Origin of the sequence: Streptomyces sp. NPDC127108 (assembly GCF_042677545.1) — a bacterium.
GTDB lineage: Bacteria > Actinomycetota > Actinomycetes > Streptomycetales > Streptomycetaceae > Streptomyces.
Window position 1 is genome coordinate 88055 of the sequence record NZ_JBHXTE010000020.1, and the last position, 16320, is coordinate 104374.

A 16320-nucleotide genomic window follows, 5' to 3' on the forward strand; every position below is an offset into this window, starting at 1 on the left:
TGGACCAGACGACGTACTTGGAGCAGCTCGTGACAACGCCGGACATAGCAGCGCAGCAGCCTCAGCCCCGCCGCCGTCGGCGGGTACTGCTGGCGACGGCGGCGCTCGCGGCCGTCGGCGCGCTGACCCTCTCGGCCTGCAGCGGCGACGCCGACGCCAAGGATGACAAGAAGGGCGACAGCTCGACGGCCAAGGGCGCCGACATCACCATCTCCTCCAAGGACGGCGCCACCGACGCCTCGATCAACGCCACCGGCGTCAAGGTCAAGGGCGGCAAGCTGACGAGCGTGAAGATGACGTCCGTGACGTCCGGCACCGCGGTCGAGGGGACCATTTCCGGTGACGGCGCCTCCTGGAAGCCCAAGAGCCAGCTGGAGCGCGGCACGAAGTACAAGGTGACGGCCAACGCCAAGGACGCCAAGGGCAACGCGGCGACGGAGAACGCGACGTTCACCACGGTCTCCTCCGCCGACAGCTTCATCGGCACCTACACGCCGGACGACGGCACCAAGGTCGGCGTCGGCATGCCCGTCTCCTTCACCTTCGACAAGGCGATCACGGAGAAGAAGGACGTCCAGTCGGCCATCACGGTCACGTCCGACAGCGGCCAGAAGGTCGTCGGCCACTGGTTCGGCAGCCAGCGCCTGGACTTCCGGCCGCAGGAGTACTGGAAGGCCGGCTCCAAGGTCACGATGAAGATAGCCCTGGACGGCGTGAAGGGCGCGAACGGCGCCACCGGCGTGCAGAACAAGACGGTCACCTTCACCATCGGCCGCGCGCAGGTCTCCACCGTCGACGCCAAGACCCACCAGATGACGGTCGAGCGCGACGGCAAGGTCATCAAGACCATCCCGATCTCGGCGGGCAGCCCGTCGAACCCGACGTACAACGGCAAGATGGTGATCTCCGAGAAGTTCACGCAGACGCGCATGAACGGCTCGACGGTCGGCTTCGGCGGCGAGTACGACATCAAGGACGTCCCGCACGCGATGCGCCTGTCCACCTCCGGCACGTTCATCCACGGCAACTACTGGGGCGCGCCGTTCGGCAGCGGCAACACCAGCCACGGCTGCGTCGGCCTGCAGGACGCGCAGGGCGCCGGTGACCCGAGCACGCCGGGCGCGTGGTTCTTCAGCAACTCCCTGATCGGCGACGTCGTGACGGTCAAGGGCTCGCCGGACAAGACCATCGCCCCGGACAACGGCCTGAACGGCTGGAACATGTCCTGGAGCCAGTGGACGGCGGGCAGCGCCACCTGACGGGAAGGTGCCGGAAGGCACCGAAGGGGCTGAAAGGCCCGCAGCGCGGGGCGCGTTCGATGTCCCGCAAGGGCGCACATGGTGCCTTATGGGCGCCAACGGAACGAGCCGCACGGGAACTTGCCGTGCGGCTCGATCGTTTTCCCGTTCCCGGACATGATGTCGGACCCAGGGGCTACGGTATGCACGCACAAGGTGACATGCAGCAACGCCGGAAGCATCCGGGAGTATCCGTGAGCGTTCCGTACGAGACAGCGTACGAACCACCCGAGTCGCCCGAGCCAGCCTCCCCCGAGGAGCACCTCGAGCGACTGCTCAGCCGCGCCCTGAACTCCTTCGACCTGCCGGACGAGGCCGTCCGGCGCCTCGAGCGGGCGTTGGCGTACGACAGTTCGCTGCACTCCGCGCACCACAGCGCGGGCCTGCACCGCGAGACGTACCGCCACACCTGGCTGCTCGCCGACGGCCAGGCCCTCATCCTCTGGGAGTTGGCACACAACACGGGCCCCGGCAGCCACCCGCAGTACGAGCTGTATCTGGACGAGGAGGAGGCGGGGGTCGCGACCGCCCGGCTGCCGCTGCCGCTGGACGCCCCCGCGTGCGACCTGCCCACCCTGCTCCAGGCGGCCCCGCCGCCCGAGCCCCGGCACACCTACGTCCCGGACGACTCCGCCGACCACGCCCGCAGACTGCTGCGCCGCGCGGAGAACCCGGCGGGCGCGGACCGCCCCGGCGACGAGATGGCCCGCCTGCTGCGCTCGGCGTTCGCCCACCAGATCACCCAGGCGTTCGGCCGCACCGGCGAACCCCGGCTCGGCTTCTCGCTGTACGAGCACGCGTTCCTGCTGTTCGACGGCTCCGAGATCAGCCTCTGGGAGGTCGAGCACACGGCGACGACCGACGGCCGGCACATGTGCGAGGTGTACACCAGCGAGCGCGCGGCGCGGTCGGCGATGGCGCGCCGGGCCCGGGCGTATCCGGCGACCAGGTCCCGCTAGTCAGTCCCGCCAGTCACGGTCGGCCCCGGCCGAATTGACGTATCAGACCGGCGAACGCGGCGCGCTCGTCCGGGGTCAGCTCGACGGACTCCGCGCGTGGTGGCCCCGACTGGACCGGGAGCGAGCCCAGCGAGGGGCTGCTGCCGCTGGCGGGTTCCGCCGCGCGGCGTCGCTGCACATGCAGGAACGTGACGGCCCAGATGGCGGTCAGCGCGGCGAGCAGGACCATGCCTGTCTGCTGAACGATCGATGCACCCTGGAACATGCCGCTCAGTAGACAACAGCGGCCGGATCTACAACAGAGGCATTAATGGGCCTTTGGTCCTGAAGTGACGCATCTCGCACATCATGACTCACTCGTCGCGCGCGCCTTTTGTCCGTTTCTCCGGGGTCGCTTCGCGCTCTCCGCTGAGGAAACCAGCCATCCGCACGCAGATCGCGGGCAGTTCGGGCGCCTCGCGGGCCCAGTCCTCGGTGTCGACGCCCGCGAGGACGCAACTGGCCCACAGGGTGGCGAGCAGCCGGGCGGCGAGGTCCGCGTCGGCGGGACCGGCGTCGGGGGCGCGATGGCTGATGACCTCGGTGGCGTGCTCGATCAGGTCCGGTTCGAGGATCCAGCGGATGCCCGTGCCGGTCTCGATGAGGAAGCCGGAGTAGACCGCGAGGAAGACGCGTGCCGCCTCGGTGTCGTTCTCCAGGCCGGCCTGTGCCTGCTCGGTGAGCCGGCCCACCATGTCGAGCAGGCTTGTGAGGTGACTCTGCTGAAGGTGGCTCACGTTGGCCCCCGCCAGGCGCTCGTACCCGGGTTCGAACCGCAGTACCAGCAGTATGCCCACGCGTGGGGCGTCCGGGAACGTGTGAAGGGCGCGCCGGTGCCGACGCGCCCTTCACACCCCGCCCGTGCCCCGCGCCCTCAGGCGGCCACCGGCACCCGGGACTCGTCCGCCGCCGCGGCGGCCGCGCCGCCGTCACCGGTCGGGTCCGCCGTCCGGCGCGCCCCCTTCAGGAGGACGACCGCGACGGTCGACACACAGACACCCGCCGCGATGGCGACCAGGTACAGCAGCGGTTGCCCGATCAGCGGGACCACGAAGACACCGCCGTGCGGGGCGCGCAGGGTGCAGTCGAAGGCCATCGAAAGGGCGCCGGTGACCGCGCCGCCCGCCATCGACGCGGGGATGACCCGCAGCGGGTCGGCGGCGGCGAACGGAATCGCGCCCTCCGTGATGAAGGAGGCGCCGAGGAACCAGGCCGCCTTGCCGTTCTCGCGCTCGGCCTTGGTGAAGAGCCGTCCCCGTACGGTGGTCGCGAGGGCCATCGCGAGGGGCGGGACCATGCCCGCCGCCATCACCGCGGCCATGACCTTCAGCGAGCCGTCCGTCGGGTGGGCGAGACCGCCGACCGCGAAGGCGTACGCGACCTTGTTGAGCGGGCCGCCGAGGTCGAAGCACATCATCAGGCCGAGGACGACGCCGAGAATGATCGCGTTGGCGCCGCTCAGGCCCTCCAGCCAGTCCGTCAACGCGCTCTGCAGCGAGGCGATGGGCTTGCCGACGACGAGGAACATCAGGAAGCCGACGACCGCCGTGGAGATCAGCGGGATCACCACCACCGGCATGATGCCGCGCAGTACGGGCGGGATGCGGACCCGTTGGATGCCGAGGACCACCGCGCCCGCGATCAGGCCTGCGGCCAGGCCGCCGAGGAAGCCCGCCTCGATGGTGACGGCGACCGAGCCGCCGACGAATCCCGGGACCAGGCCGGGGCGGTCGGCCATGCCGTACGCGATGTAGCCCGCGAGGACCGGGACCAGGAAGGCGAAGGCGAGGCCGCCGATCTGGAAGAGGAGGGCCGCCCAGCTGGTGTGGTCGGTCCAGACGAAGTGGTCCGCCACGGACGGGGCCTTGTCGATCTTCCAGCCGCCGATGGCGAAGCCCAGGGCGATGAGGAGGCCTCCGGCCGCCACGAAGGGGACCATGTAGCTGACGCCCGACATCAGCCACTTGCGCAGCTTGGTGCCGTAGCTGTCGCCCGCGTCCCCCGCGTTGTCGACGGGGGTCGGCCCCGTGGGGGTGGTGACCTCGCCCCGGGCCGCCTTCTCCCTTGCCTCCGCGATGAGTTCCGCCGGGCGGTTGATGGCTGCCTTTACGCCTACGTCGACTGTGGGCTTGCCCGCGAAGCGGGGCTTGTCCCTCACGGGGACGTCGTGGGCGAACACGACTGCGTCGGCGGCTTCGATGGTCTCTGCGGTGAGGCGGGTGAAGCCTGCGGAGCCCTGGGTTTCCACCGTGAGGTCCACGCCTGCCTCGCGGGCCGCGTTTTCCAGGGACTCGGCTGCCATGTAGGTGTGGGCGATGCCTGTGGGGCAGGAGGTGACCGCCACCACCCGGAACGGCCTTCCTGGGCCGGGGGCTGTCTTGTCTGCGTCGGACTCACGGTCACCGGAACCGGGGGCTGTGCCCACCCTTCCCCAAGCTCTCGGCTTCGCTCGAGCAGGGGATGCCCCTATCGCCCCAGCGGAACTGCTGCCCACAGCGGTGGAGGTTGGAGTCGTGGTGCCGTCGGCGTCGCTGGGCGCAGCGGTCGGTGAGGTGGGAGCCGACGCTGGAGTGTCCCCTCGGATCAGGGTCGCTGCCGACTCCGCGTCGGGGGCCGCGCGCAAGGCGTCCGTGAACTCCGCGTTCATCAACTGGCGGGCCAGCGACGACAAGATCGTCAGGTGGGCGTCGTCCGCGCCTGTGGGGGCCGCTATGAGGAAGATGAGGTCGGCGGGGCCGTCGGGGGCGCCGAAGTCGATGCCGGTGGTGGAGCGGCCGAACGCCAGGGTGGGTTCCGTGACGTGGGCGCTGCGGCAGTGCGGGATGCCGATGCCGCCGTCGAGGCCCGTCGGCATCTGGGCCTCGCGGGCGGCCACATCGGCGAGGAAGCCGTCGAGGTCGGTCACGCGGCCGAGGGCCACCATGCGGGTGGCGAGGGCGCGGGCCGCCGCCTCCTTGGTGTCGGCGGACCGGTCGAGTTCGAGGTCGACCAGTTCGGCGGTGATCATTTCTCTGCTCATCGCGGGCTCCTTCGCACGCGTATCCCTCGGGGGGCGGGGGTCATCGGGCGGGTTCCGTCAGGGCGCGGTCCAGGGGGACTTCGGATGTGACCGTGACGGTGTCCGGGGACAGGTCGGACGGGGTGGGCATGGCGCTGCCGGGGAGTTGGACGGCGGCGGCGCCGTGGGCCACGGCCGAGGCGAGGGCGCGGGGGCCGGTGCCGCCCGCGATCAGGAATCCGGCCAGGGAGCTGTCGCCCGCGCCGACGTTGCTGCGTACGACGTCGACGTGGGCGGATCCGAAGTGCGCGCCGGAGTCGTCGACGAGGAGTTGGCCGTCCGCGCCGAGGCTGGCGAGGACGGCGCGGGCGCCGAGGTCGCGCAGTTCCTCGGCGGCCTTGACGGCGTCGCCGACGGTGGTGAGGGGACGGCCGACGGCCCCGGCGAGCTCCTCGGCGTTGGGCTTGACGACGTCGGGGCGTGCGGTGAGGGCGGCGAGGAGGGCCGGGCCCGAGGTGTCGAGGGCGATGCGGGCCCCGGCGGCGTGGCAGCGGGCGACCAGATCGGCGTACCAGGAGGGGGCGAGGCCGCGCGGAAGGCTGCCGCAGCAGGCGATCCAGTCGGCGCCCGGTGACTTCTCCCCGACGGTGGCGAGCAGCGATTCCCGCTCCTCGGGGGTCAGTTCGGGGCCCGGGGCGTTGATCTTCGTGAGGGTGCCGTCCGGTTCGGCGACGGAGATGTTGGAGCGGGTCTGGCCCGATACGCGGACGGGAGCGACCTCGATGCCCTGCTCGTCGAGGAGGCTCGCGACGAGGGCTCCGGGGGCGCCGCCGAGCGGGAGGACGGCGAGGGTGCGGACGCCCGCGGCGGCGACGGCACGGGAGACGTTCACGCCCTTGCCGCCGGGGTCCATGCGCTCGCCGGTGGCACGGATGACCTCGCCCCGGTCGAGGGCGGGGACCTCGTAGGTGCGGTCGAGGGAGGGGTTGGGGGTGACCGTGAGGATCATGCGGGTGGTGCCTTCTGCTGCTTCGGGGGTGGCGGCTGCGGCTGCGGCCTCGCGGGCGGCTGCGGCTGCGGCTTTGTGGACTGCGGCCTCGCGGGCTGCTGCCTCGCGGGGCGTCATGCGCGTACGACCTCCGTGCCCGCCTTCTCGATGGCGGCGGCCTCGGCCGCGGGCAGGCCCGTGTCCGTGATCAGCAGGTCCACGTCGGCGAGGTCGCCGAAGCGGGCGAAGTGCTCCTGGCCGTGCTTGCCGGAGTCGGCGAGCAGGACCACGCGGCGGGCCGCGGCGACGGCGGCGCGCTTCACCGCGGCCTCGGCCAGGTCGGGGGTGGTCAGGCCGTGGGCGGTGGAGAAGCCGTTGGCGGCGAGGAAGAGGACGTCGGCGCGGATCTCGCCGTAGGCGCGCAGGGACCAGGCGTCCACGGCCGCGCGCGTGCGGTGCCTGACGCGGCCGCCGACCAAGTGGAGCTGGATGCCCGGGTGGTCGGCCAGGCGGGCCGCCGTGGGCAGGCTGTGCGTGACGGCCGTCAGCTCCGCCTCCAGCGGGAGGGCGGCGGCCAGGCGGGCCACCGTGGAGCCCGCGTCGAGGATGACGCTGCCCTCGGCGGGGAGTTCGGCGAGGGCCGCGCGGGCGATGCGGTCCTTCTCGTCGGCGGCCGTGCCCTCGCGTTCCGCGAGGTCGGGTTCGAAGTCCAGGCGGCCGGCCGGGATGGCGCCGCCGTGCACCCGGCGCAGGAGGCCCGCGCGGTCCAGGGCCTTCAGGTCGCGGCGGATGGTCTCCGCGGTGACCTGGAATTCGGTGGCGAGGGAGAGGACGTCCACGCGGCCTCCCTCGCGGGCGAGGCGCAGGATCTCCTGTTGGCGTTCTGGGCCGTACATGGCTGGGGGCCTCCTGCTTCTGCCCGGTTGTGTGGGTTCACCTGGAGCGTACGACTCCATCTCCCCAAAGTAAACATGAACGGGCATGCAGCAGACATGTTCGGGCTTCGGTCCGAGGCGGCAAACGACTCCGAGGCGGCAAACGACGCAGCCCCACCCCGTGACGGGGTGGGGCTGCGTTGCCGCGAAGCGGCCGGGCCCAGAGGGTCAGCAGGTCAGGGGGTCAGTGCCGGCTCGCGGGTCTTCGCCACGTCCTCGGTCGCGGTGCCCGTCTCCTCGTCGGAGTCCTCCGCGCCCTCGATGTGCTGCTTGGGCCGCTTCGGCAGCGTGAGCATCAGGAGGAAGATGGCGACGAGGACCGCCACGACCCACCACAGGGCGTGCTCGAAGCCGTTGATGAACTCGGCCGGGATGCGGTCCGGGGTCACCTTCTCGTCGATGACGCCGTAGAAGACGACGGAGACCAGGCCGAGGCCGAACGCGTTGCCCATCTGCTGGACGGTGTTGAGGAGGCCGGACGCCGAACCGGCGTGCTCACGCGGCACCTCGGAGAGGATCGCGTCCGTCAGGGGCGCCACGATCAGGCCCATGCCGAGGCCCATGACGACCAGCGGAAGCGCCATCTGCCAGGACGCGATCCCGGCGCCGTACCGGTCGGCCTCCCAGATGTAGATGAGGACACCCGCGGCCATGGTCAGCGCGCCGGCCTGCAGGACCTTGCGGCCGAAGCGGGGCACGAGCACCTGCACGGAGAGCCCGGCCGCGGCGGACACCGCGATGGAGAAGGGCACACCCGTGACACCGGCCCGCAGCGCGCTCCAGCCGAGGCCGACCTGCATGTACATCGTCCAGACCAGGAAGAAGATGCCGAGCGAGACACCGAACACGGTCTGCACGGCGATGCCCCCGGCGAAGCTCTTCACCTTGAACAGCGACAGCTCGATGAGCGGCGAACCGTCCTTCTTGGACTTGTGCTTCTCGTACGCCACGAGGGCGCCGAAGACGACGAGCGCGCCCGCCATCATCACGTACCCCCACACCGGCCAGTCCAGCTCACGCCCGCGCGTCAGCGGGTAGAGCAGCATCAGCGCGCCCGCCGTGACCAGGACGACGCCGACCAGGTCCAGCTTGAGCGCCTTGGGGGCCTTGGACTCCTCGATGAACTTGCGGCCGAGGATCAGGCCCGCGATGCCGACGGGGAGGTTGATGAGGAAGATCGGGCGCCATTCGAGGCCGAAGAGGTTCCACTCCGTCAGGAGCGCGCCGAGCAGCGGCCCGGAGACCGCGCCGAGGCCGACGACCATGCCGAACAGGCCGAAGACCTTGCCGCGCTCGTGCGCCGGGAAGGTGGCGTGCACGATCGAGAGGACCTGCGGCACCATCAGCGCGGCCATCGCGCCCTGCAGGATCCGGGACGCCACCAGCATGTCCGGGTTGGCGGCGAAGCCGCAGAGCGCGGAGGCGATGGTGAAGCCGGTGATGCCGACGAGGAATATCTTCTTGCGGCCGTAGATGTCGCCGAGCCGCCCGCCGGTGATCAGGCCCGCGCCGAGCGCGAGCGCGTACCCCGCGGTGATCCACTGGATGTGGCTGAACGAAGCCCCCTCATCCCGCTGGATGGACGGGATCGCGATGTTCACGATCGTCACGTCGACCAGGTCCATGAAGGCGGCTGTCATGACGATGGCGAGGGCGAACCAGCGGCGCCGGTCCGTCGGGGACCCCGCTGTCGTGGGCTGGAGCCCCGGTGACGTGGAGGTGCTGCTGGGAGAAGTCATGCCGTAAGGCTAGGGGTCATATAGGTCAGGTCACGTCCTAGATGTACGGGATCCTGGGATCAGGTTCGGGATGGATCCGGGACGGGCTCGGGACCTGGTCGGGACCACGGCGTACGGGAGGCCCCTCATGAGTACGGACACACCGGCACGGCTGCTCCAGCTCCTCTCCTTGTTGCAGACCCCGCGCGAGTGGCCGGGCGGTGAGCTGGCCGACCGGCTGAGCGTCAGCCGCCGCACCGTGCGGCGGGACGTCGACCGGCTGCGGGAGCTGGGGTATCCGGTGCAGGCCACGCACGGCGCGAGCGGGGGCTACCGCCTCGTCGCGGGGAAGGCGATGCCGCCGCTCGTCCTCGACGACGAGGAGGCGGTGGCCATCGCGGTGGGGCTGCGGGCCGGGGCCGGGCATGCCGTCGACGGCGTCGAGGAGGCGTCGGTGCGGGCGCTCGCCAAGCTGGAACAGGTGCTGCCGTCGCGGCTTCGGCACCGGGTGTCCGCGCTCGGCGCCGCGACGATGTCGCTCGCCACCGGGGACGGTGTGCGGATCGCTCCGGAGACGCTGACGGTGATGGCGTCGGCGACGGCCGCGCACGAGCAGTTGCGGTTCGCGTACGAGGCGAAGGACGGGACCCCGTCGCGGCGCCTGACGGAGCCGCACCGGCTCGTGTCGACGGGGCGGCGCTGGTACCTGGTCGCGTACGACCTGGAGCGGCAGGACTGGCGGACGTTCCGGGTGGACCGGGTGTCGGAGCCGTTCGCCACGGGGGTGCGGTTCGCCGAGCGGATGTTGCCGGGTGGGAGTGCGGACGCCTATGTGCGGCGGAGCGTGCTCGCGCGGCGGCAGGAGTCCTCCGCGTACGAGGTCGACGTGGAGTTCCACGCCCCCCTCGACCGGGTGGGCGGTCGTCTCCCTTCTTCGCTGGGCGAGTTGGTCGCGACCGGTGCCGAACGCTGCCGCTTGCGTGGAACGGTGACCGAGCCCGTGGAGTGGGTGGCGGCGCGTCTCCTCTGGGTCGAGTGCGATTTCGTTGTGCACGGGCCCGGGGAACTGGTCTCGCGTGTGCGCGAGTTGGGCGAGCGTCTGCGGCGCGCCTCCGGCGTGGGGTAGGCAGGTCGTTGTCCGGCTGCCCGCCGGTGGGGGGTGCCCCGCGCTCCGCGCGGGGTTTCCTCCCACCCGCCCACCCGTTCACCGTCGAACGAAAAGCCCACCGCCGCGGCCAACCGCCGCCCCGGCCAAAGGACTCATGGCGGCTCTCCGCCACTGGGGAGAACCTCCCCAGCCGCCCCCTCTCCCTCTGTGGAGGCGGAACTCTCCCTCGGTGGAGGCGGAACCAACCCAGCCGCCGGGCGGCCATTCCAGCCCGTCCGGCGCTTGAGGACAAGGCGCGAAGCGCCGGGATCGGTGACCGGCACTACGGAAGCCGGACACCCGGCAACCATCCCAGCCCGTCCGGCGCTTGAGGACGAGGCGCGGAGCGCCGATAGGGGTGACCGGCACCACGGAAGACGGACCGCCGGGAACCGGGGCCAAGGGGGAACGAACCCCCCTGCCCGCCCGGCCGGCCTCAGGCCGCCGCGTCGAAGCCGGTGTCCCGAGCCAACTTCTTCAGCTCAAGAAGCGCGTGCTTCTCGATCTGCCGAATCCGCTCACGAGTGAGCCCGTGCTCCTTGCCGACCTCCGTCAGGGTCCGCTCGCGGCCGTCCACGATGCCGTACCGCATCTTGATGATGGAGGCGGTGCGCTGGTCGAGGCGGCCGATGAGGTCGTCCAGCTCCTCGCTGCGAAGGAGCGTGAGGACGGACTGCTCGGGGGAGACGGCGGAGGTGTCCTCGAGGAGGTCGCCGAACTGGGTGTCGCCCTCGTCGTCCACCGACATGTTCAGCGAGACGGGGTCGCGGGCCCAGTCGAGGACGTCGACCACGCGCTCGGGCGTGGACGCCAGCTCGGCGGCGATCTCCGCGGGCTCCGGCTCCCGGCCGTGCTCGCGGTTGAACTCACGCTGCACACGGCGGATCCGGCCCAGCTCCTCCACCAGGTGCACGGGCAGCCGGATGGTGCGCGACTGGTCTGCTATGGAGCGCGTGATGGCCTGGCGGATCCACCAGGTCGCGTACGTGGAGAACTTGAAGCCCTTGGCGTAGTCGAACTTCTCGACGGCTCGGACCAGGCCCGCGTTGCCCTCCTGGATCAGGTCGAGCAGGGGCAGGCCGCTGCGCGGATAGCGCCGGGCGACGGCCACAACCAGGCGGAGGTTCGAGCGGATGAAGACGTCCTTGGCGCGCTCGCCGTCGGCGACGAGGGCTTCGAGCTCCTCGCGCGAGGCGGACACCGCGGAGGCCTCGATCCCGTCGGCGTCGCGGCCCAGCACACCGTCCAGTATCTGCCGGGCATAGACGCCCGCCTCGATGATCTGGGAGAGCTCGACCTCCTTGGCGGCGTCGAGCAGGGGGGTGCGTGCGATCTCGTCGAGGTACATGCCGACCAGGTCGCGGTCGGCGATCTCGCCGCCTACGGCGCGAACACTGCGTGCCGCGTCGGTCCCGCCGGTGGCGGCGGACTTACGACGGGCGACGGCACGGGTTGCCATGCGTGCTCCCTTGCGTGGTTGTCACTGGTCGGTCCGTCATGGACCGGTGGCCCTGATGGTCCGGGCCCGGGGGCCGGGCCTGTGGTGGACGGCACACCTTCCCAGGTGCTCTGCATCCGATGGAAACAACGACTGGAATCCGGACAGAATTCCCAAGCCGCGCACCCGTTTTTGTGATCATGCAGTACCCTGTGCCGCCACAGCGGGCGGGCCGTTACCGTCGGAACGTACAGAAGTGCAGGTCAGACCGGGATCCAGGACCGGCCCCAGAGCCCTCGCCGACGGCTGCAACCACCATGCACGTGAGACCGCCGTCACATCGGCACAGGCTCTTTCCTGCCGGGGTCCCGCCGGGAGAGGGCCGCCTTTGGCCGTTCTCCCACCCAGAAGACGGCCCGCGCCGCCTGATGGTTGCCCAGCGGGACAAATCCGGCATTCCTGTATCAGGCGCCCGGCTGCCCGTACGAGGCGCCCGGCTGCCCACGATCAGGCGCTCGGCCCGGGGGACTAGGTCCGCGGACCGGGGCCAGGAGCCTAGGGCCGCAGACCGTTACGGACGCCCCGAGCCCCTGCCTAGCGTGCCGCCATGGACGACACCAGCGGAATCCTCGACGAAGCCCTGCAACGCCTGCACGCCTCCGGGCCCGAGCGGCTCGGGCGCCTCACCAACCACGGACCGATGGCCGTCGAGGCCCTGGTGCACGGCGGCCAGGCCCGCACCGTGCACCGCTGGCTCGACTACTACCGCGCCAAGCTGGAGGACATGCCCGCCCTCGACACCCGGGTCACCGACGCCAACTGGCGCACGGCCCTGGGCGACCCGCGCCGCGCCGCCGACTGGATCGGCCACTTCGAGCGCGCCCTCGCCGAACGGCCCTGGCGCGAAGTGCTCGCCGCCTGGTGGCCGGTGCTCCTGCCGGGCATCTCGGGCGGCTCCACGCACCCGGTGATCCGCGTCGGCCACGCCGTCCGCACCCTCCTCGGCCCCGGCGGCGAGACCGCGCCCCGCGTCGCCGAGCTGGCCCACGGCCTCGGCTACTGGGCGGCCCGGCACACCCCGCTGCCCGCGCGCACCCCCGTCGCCCTGCCGCCGTCGACCGGGAAACCCGGTGAGCCCGGGAAGCCCGGTGAACCCAGGAAGCCCGGTGAACCCGGGGAGCCCGGGGCGGCCGTCGCGCTCGCCGCGGTGGAGCGCGTCCCGGTGCAGGACGGCAGCCTCCCGGACCGCTTCGCCCAGCTCACCACGGTCCCGGTGTGGCCCGCGAGCACGAGCCCCGCCCCGAGCGCTAGCCCCGCCCCACACCCGACCGCCCGGCGCACCCCCACCCCGGCCCCGACCCCGAAGCCGCCCGCGCCCGCCTCGCCGACCTCGTCACCGCCGCCGTCCACCGCTTCGCCTCCCACGGCCACGGCGAGCCGATCATGCTGGTGCACGCCGCGACCGCGCCCAACGCCGTCCTGCGCACCCTGCCCGCGCTCCCCCGCGAGCTGTGGCCCGCCTCCCTGGACGCGGCCTGGGCGGCGAGCGCGGCGGTGACCGCGGCCTACTCGCCGGCCACCCCGCAGGCGTACCGCGAAGCCGACGCGGAAGCGGGCCGCAGCACCTTCGACGAGGTCTTCGCGCGCGCCGCCGCGCACGGCGACGACCACACGATCAAGTTCGCGGACACCGCCCTGGACGTGGGCGACCGCACGGCGCGGGCCGCCGCGCTGCGGGGTGTGGAGCTCAATCCGCCCGCGCTCTGAAGCAGTTGGGGTGCCCTGGCCCGGGGACACGGGCGAGCGCCGCTCCGAGGCACACAGAAAGGCCTCGTACAGTGGGATACATGGACACGCCATCCACCGCGACCGCGGATGCCGTCGACGCCTCCGGGCCGCGCTGGCTCGACGACGAGGAACAGCGCACCTGGTTGGCGTACATACACGCCTCCACGCTCCTGGAGGACTTCCTCGACCGGCAGCTCCAGCGCGACGCGGGCATGCCGCACGTCTACTACGGCCTGCTCGTGCAGCTGTCCGCCGCGCCCCGGCGGCGGCTGCGCATGACCGAGCTGGCGAAGAGCTCGAAGATCACCCGGTCCCGGCTCTCGCACGCGGTCGCGCGTCTGGAGAAGAGCGGCTGGGTGCGGCGCGAGGACTGCGCCACGGACAAGCGCGGGCAGTTCGCGATCCTCACGGACGAGGGGTTCGAGGTGCTGCGCGAGACCGCGCCGGGGCATGTGCACGCGGTGCGCCAGGCCCTCTTCGACCGGCTCAGCCCGCAACAGCAGAAGTCCCTCGGCGAGATCATGAGGATCGTCGCCGAGGGACTTCAGCCCAAGGACGTGGGGGCGGACCTGCCCTGGCTCCGTTAGGAGCGCCGGGCAGGTCCGGCCCACGGGATCTCGCGGGTCGTACGTGGCGTCAGTGCGCCACGACCGGGATCTTCACCGCGTCCTCGACGCCCTCACCATCGCTGGAGGCCGCCGCGGAGCCGTCGTCGGCATCGGTGTTGACCAGGACGAAGGCGATCGCCGACGCCGCCACGAGGATGCCGACCGCCCACCAGATGGCGGCCGTGTAGCCCTCCACCATCGACTGGGCCGCGAGCAGCTTCTGCGCCGCCGGGGTGGTGGCGGAGGCCGCGTGGTCGGTGAGGTACGCGGTGGTCGCGGAGGCCGCGATGGTGTTCAACAGGGCCGTGCCGATGGCGCCGCCGACCTGCTGCGAGGTGTTGACCATCGCGGAGGCGACACCGGCGTCACGCGGCTCGACACCGTGCGTGGCCAGGGACATGGCGGGCATGAACGCCGTACCCATGCCGAGACCCAGCATCAGCTGCGCGGGCAGGATCAGACCGGCGTACGAGGTGTCGACCTCCAGCTGCGTCAGGAGCAGCATGCCGACGGCGGCGAGCAGGAAGCCCGGAGCCATCAGGTAGCGCGGCGCGACGCGGGTCATCAGGCGGGTGCCGATCTGCGTCGAACCCACGATCATGCCGAAGATCATCGGCAGGAACGCGAAGCCGGTCTTGACCGGCGAGTAGCCCTGGACGATCTGCAGGTAGTACGTGAGGAACAGGAACAGGCCGAACATCGCGATGATCGCGAGGCCGAGCGAGAGGTAGACGCCACCGCGGTTGCGCTCGGTCAGGACGCGCAGCGGGAGCAGCGGCGACTTGACCTTGGCCTCGGTGACGACGAACGCGGCGAGCAGCACGACGGAGGCGACGAACATCGTCACGGTCACGGCGTCGGACCAGCCGTCGGACTCGGCGCGGGTGAAGCCGTAGACCAGCGCGACCAGACCGAGGGTGGACAGGACCACGCCGGGGATGTCGAGCGGCGAGCGGTTGCGGCCCTCGGAGGGCTCACGGATCACGAAGTACGCACCGGCGGCGGCGATGATCGCGAACGGGATGTTCACGAAGAACGTCCAGCGCCAGTTCAGGTACTCGGTGAGGAAGCCGCCGAGGATCAGGCCGACGGCGCCACCGCCACCGGCGATCGCACCGTAGATGCCGAACGCCTTGGCGCGCTCCTTGGCCTCGGTGAACATCACCGCGAGCAGCGAGAGGGCGGCGGGCGCGAGCAGCGCGCCGAACACACCCTGGAGCGCGCGGGCGCCGAGCATCATGGCCTCGCCGGTCGCGGCGCCGCCGAGGGCGGAGGCCGCGGCGAAGCCGATGAGGCCGGTCACGAAGGTGCGCTTACGGCCCCACAGGTCGGCGATGCGGCCACCGAACAGGAGCAGACCGCCGAAGGCGAGGGCGTAGGCCGTGATGACCCACTGCTTGTTGCCCTCGGATATGCCGAGGTCCTCCTGGGCGGACGGCAGCGCGATGTTCACGATGGTCGCGTCGAGCACCACCATGAGCTGCGCGATCGCGATGAAGGCCAGGGCCTTCCAGCGGTTTGGGTCCTTTGTGTCTGGCGCGAGTGAAGTGACGGGTGATTGAGACATGGGTGGGTCCACCTAGGAAGACAAAGAGGTGAGTACGGGGTAAACGAGACACCTGATGGGCGTGCGAGCGCATGGGCCCCTGGTCGTGAGGTCGGGTCCTACTTTTGACCCAGGCCCTCCTCGCTGTTTCGCGGTTGCCGCGGCCGCCGCTCGTCGATGTCGCGACGCAGCTCCTCCAACGTCGCGGCGTGCCCCGGGAGTTCGGAGCGCGCCGGTGCCATCAGGCCGTCCAGGAACAGCTGCAGATGGCGGTGGACGAACTGGTCGAAGTCCACCAGGCAGCCGGCGCCGGGCAGCGGCCTGGTCAGTTGGGAGAGGGCGACCATCAGATCTCCGACAGCGATGTCGGTACGCAGCTGCCCGGCGGCGCGGGCCCGCGCCATCAGCCCCTCGACGGCGTCTTCGAGCCGGATGCGGGCGGCGTGCAGATCGGGGTGGTCGGGGTCGATGGCCTCGGACAGGATCGGGCAGAGGGCGCCGATGCGCTCGTCCACCGCGGCGTGGACGAAGCCCCGCAGCGCCTCGAAGGCGGCCCCGGAGTCGGCCTCGGCGGCCGCGATGGCATCGTCGGCCTGGGCCGCGATGCGGTCGGTGACCGACAGGACGACGTGGTGCACGAGTTCGCCGCGGTCGGGGAAGTGACGGTAGACCGTGGCGTTGCCGACCCCGGCGCGGCGCGCGATCTCGTCGAGGGGCACGTCGGGGCCCTGCTCGACGAACATCTCGCGGGCGGCGGTGACGATCCGCTCCCTGTTGCGCAGGGCGTCGGCCCGCGGACGGGTTACACGGCGCTGCGCGACGGTGGCGGTTTCCACGGCGAACACTCCTCGAAGCGGT

At 71.5% G+C, this 16320-nt stretch carries 13 protein-coding genes and 1 pseudogene; 5 read left to right on the forward strand and 9 right to left on the reverse strand.

What is annotated here, in order from left to right; genetic code table 11:
• Positions 1–29: 29 nt before the first annotated feature.
• The gene (locus tag ACFVHO_RS18660; RefSeq protein ID WP_385715368.1) at positions 30–1259 is read left to right on the forward strand and encodes an Ig-like domain-containing protein; all 1230 of its coding nucleotides are present in this window, start codon (positions 30–32) and stop codon (positions 1257–1259) included.
• 233 nt (positions 1260–1492) lie between these two features.
• Positions 1493–2257, forward strand: a complete 765-nt coding sequence (locus ACFVHO_RS18665) for a DUF6227 family protein (RefSeq protein WP_385715370.1) — start codon at positions 1493–1495, stop codon at positions 2255–2257.
• A 13-nt stretch (positions 2258–2270) separates the two neighbouring features.
• On the opposite strand, the gene ACFVHO_RS18670 is transcribed toward ACFVHO_RS18665, so the two are convergent.
• The 6 genes from ACFVHO_RS18670 to ACFVHO_RS18695 all read right to left on the reverse strand — a co-directional run bounded on the left by ACFVHO_RS18670 (position 2271) and on the right by ACFVHO_RS18695 (position 8857).
• The gene (locus tag ACFVHO_RS18670) at positions 2271–2522 is read right to left on the reverse strand and encodes a hypothetical protein (protein WP_385715373.1); all 252 of its coding nucleotides are present in this window, start codon (positions 2520–2522) and stop codon (positions 2271–2273) included.
• An 88-nt stretch (positions 2523–2610) separates the two neighbouring features.
• Entirely contained in the window at positions 2611–3093 is a 483-nt protein-coding gene (locus tag ACFVHO_RS18675) for a hypothetical protein (RefSeq protein ID WP_385715376.1), read from the reverse strand.
• 77 nt (positions 3094–3170) lie between these two features.
• Complete coding sequence (locus ACFVHO_RS18680) at positions 3171–5315, reverse strand: fructose-specific PTS transporter subunit EIIC (RefSeq protein WP_385715378.1); 2145 nt, start codon at positions 5313–5315, stop codon at positions 3171–3173.
• Positions 5316–5355: 40 nt separating this feature from the next.
• A complete protein-coding gene (pfkB, locus tag ACFVHO_RS18685) occupies positions 5356–6303 on the reverse strand; it encodes a 1-phosphofructokinase (protein ID WP_385715571.1) in 948 nt (315 codons plus the stop codon).
• A 113-nt stretch (positions 6304–6416) separates the two neighbouring features.
• Entirely contained in the window at positions 6417–7178 is a 762-nt protein-coding gene (locus ACFVHO_RS18690; protein WP_385715380.1) for a DeoR/GlpR family DNA-binding transcription regulator, read from the reverse strand.
• 215 nt (positions 7179–7393) lie between these two features.
• Positions 7394–8857 carry an MFS transporter gene (locus ACFVHO_RS18695; protein WP_385715574.1) on the reverse strand — a complete coding sequence of 488 codons (1464 nt, stop codon included), beginning with the start codon at positions 8855–8857 and terminating at the stop codon, positions 7394–7396.
• Positions 8858–9083: 226 nt separating this feature from the next.
• Between ACFVHO_RS18695 and ACFVHO_RS18700 the strand changes: the two genes are divergently transcribed.
• The gene (locus ACFVHO_RS18700; protein ID WP_385715383.1) at positions 9084–10061 is read left to right on the forward strand and encodes a helix-turn-helix transcriptional regulator; all 978 of its coding nucleotides are present in this window, start codon (positions 9084–9086) and stop codon (positions 10059–10061) included.
• 457 nt (positions 10062–10518) lie between these two features.
• Here ACFVHO_RS18700 and ACFVHO_RS18705 read toward each other — a convergent pair whose 3' ends face one another.
• Positions 10519–11541: an RNA polymerase sigma factor RpoD/SigA gene (locus tag ACFVHO_RS18705; protein ID WP_385715386.1), complete on the reverse strand. Its 1023-nt coding sequence runs from the start codon at positions 11539–11541 to the stop codon at positions 10519–10521.
• A 586-nt stretch (positions 11542–12127) separates the two neighbouring features.
• On the opposite strand from ACFVHO_RS18705, the pseudogene ACFVHO_RS18710 reads away from it, so the two are divergent.
• Together ACFVHO_RS18710 and ACFVHO_RS18715 are read left to right on the forward strand one after the other, a co-directional pair.
• A pseudogene (locus ACFVHO_RS18710) lies at positions 12128–13287 on the forward strand (questin oxidase family protein).
• Between the two features lie 80 nt (positions 13288–13367).
• The gene (locus tag ACFVHO_RS18715) at positions 13368–13895 is read left to right on the forward strand and encodes a MarR family winged helix-turn-helix transcriptional regulator (RefSeq protein ID WP_385715389.1); all 528 of its coding nucleotides are present in this window, start codon (positions 13368–13370) and stop codon (positions 13893–13895) included.
• A 49-nt stretch (positions 13896–13944) separates the two neighbouring features.
• On the opposite strand, the gene ACFVHO_RS18720 is transcribed toward ACFVHO_RS18715, so the two are convergent.
• Complete coding sequence (locus ACFVHO_RS18720) at positions 13945–15483, reverse strand: MFS transporter (RefSeq protein WP_385715392.1); 1539 nt, start codon at positions 15481–15483, stop codon at positions 13945–13947.
• A 98-nt stretch (positions 15484–15581) separates the two neighbouring features.
• Positions 15582–16298, reverse strand: coding sequence for a TetR/AcrR family transcriptional regulator (locus tag ACFVHO_RS18725; protein ID WP_385715395.1), 717 nt, complete (start codon positions 16296–16298; stop codon positions 15582–15584).
• Positions 16299–16320 lie beyond the last annotated feature (22 nt).

Coding starts and splice junctions, on each gene's coding strand:
- ACFVHO_RS18700 (WP_385715383.1), top strand. CDS start 9,084: ATGAGTACGGACACACCGGCACGGCTGCTCCAGCTCCTCTCCTTGTTG.
- ACFVHO_RS18670 (WP_385715373.1), bottom strand. CDS start 2,522: ATGTTCCAGGGTGCATCGATCGTTCAGCAGACAGGCATGGTCCTGCTC.
- pfkB (WP_385715571.1), bottom strand. CDS start 6,303: ATGATCCTCACGGTCACCCCCAACCCCTCCCTCGACCGCACCTACGAG.
- ACFVHO_RS18695 (WP_385715574.1), bottom strand. CDS start 8,857: ATGACAGCCGCCTTCATGGACCTGGTCGACGTGACGATCGTGAACATC.
- ACFVHO_RS18690 (WP_385715380.1), bottom strand. CDS start 7,178: ATGTACGGCCCAGAACGCCAACAGGAGATCCTGCGCCTCGCCCGCGAG.
- ACFVHO_RS18720 (WP_385715392.1), bottom strand. CDS start 15,483: ATGTCTCAATCACCCGTCACTTCACTCGCGCCAGACACAAAGGACCCA.
- ACFVHO_RS18680 (WP_385715378.1), bottom strand. CDS start 5,315: ATGAGCAGAGAAATGATCACCGCCGAACTGGTCGACCTCGAACTCGAC.
- ACFVHO_RS18705 (WP_385715386.1), bottom strand. CDS start 11,541: ATGGCAACCCGTGCCGTCGCCCGTCGTAAGTCCGCCGCCACCGGCGGG.
- ACFVHO_RS18715 (WP_385715389.1), top strand. CDS start 13,368: ATGGACACGCCATCCACCGCGACCGCGGATGCCGTCGACGCCTCCGGG.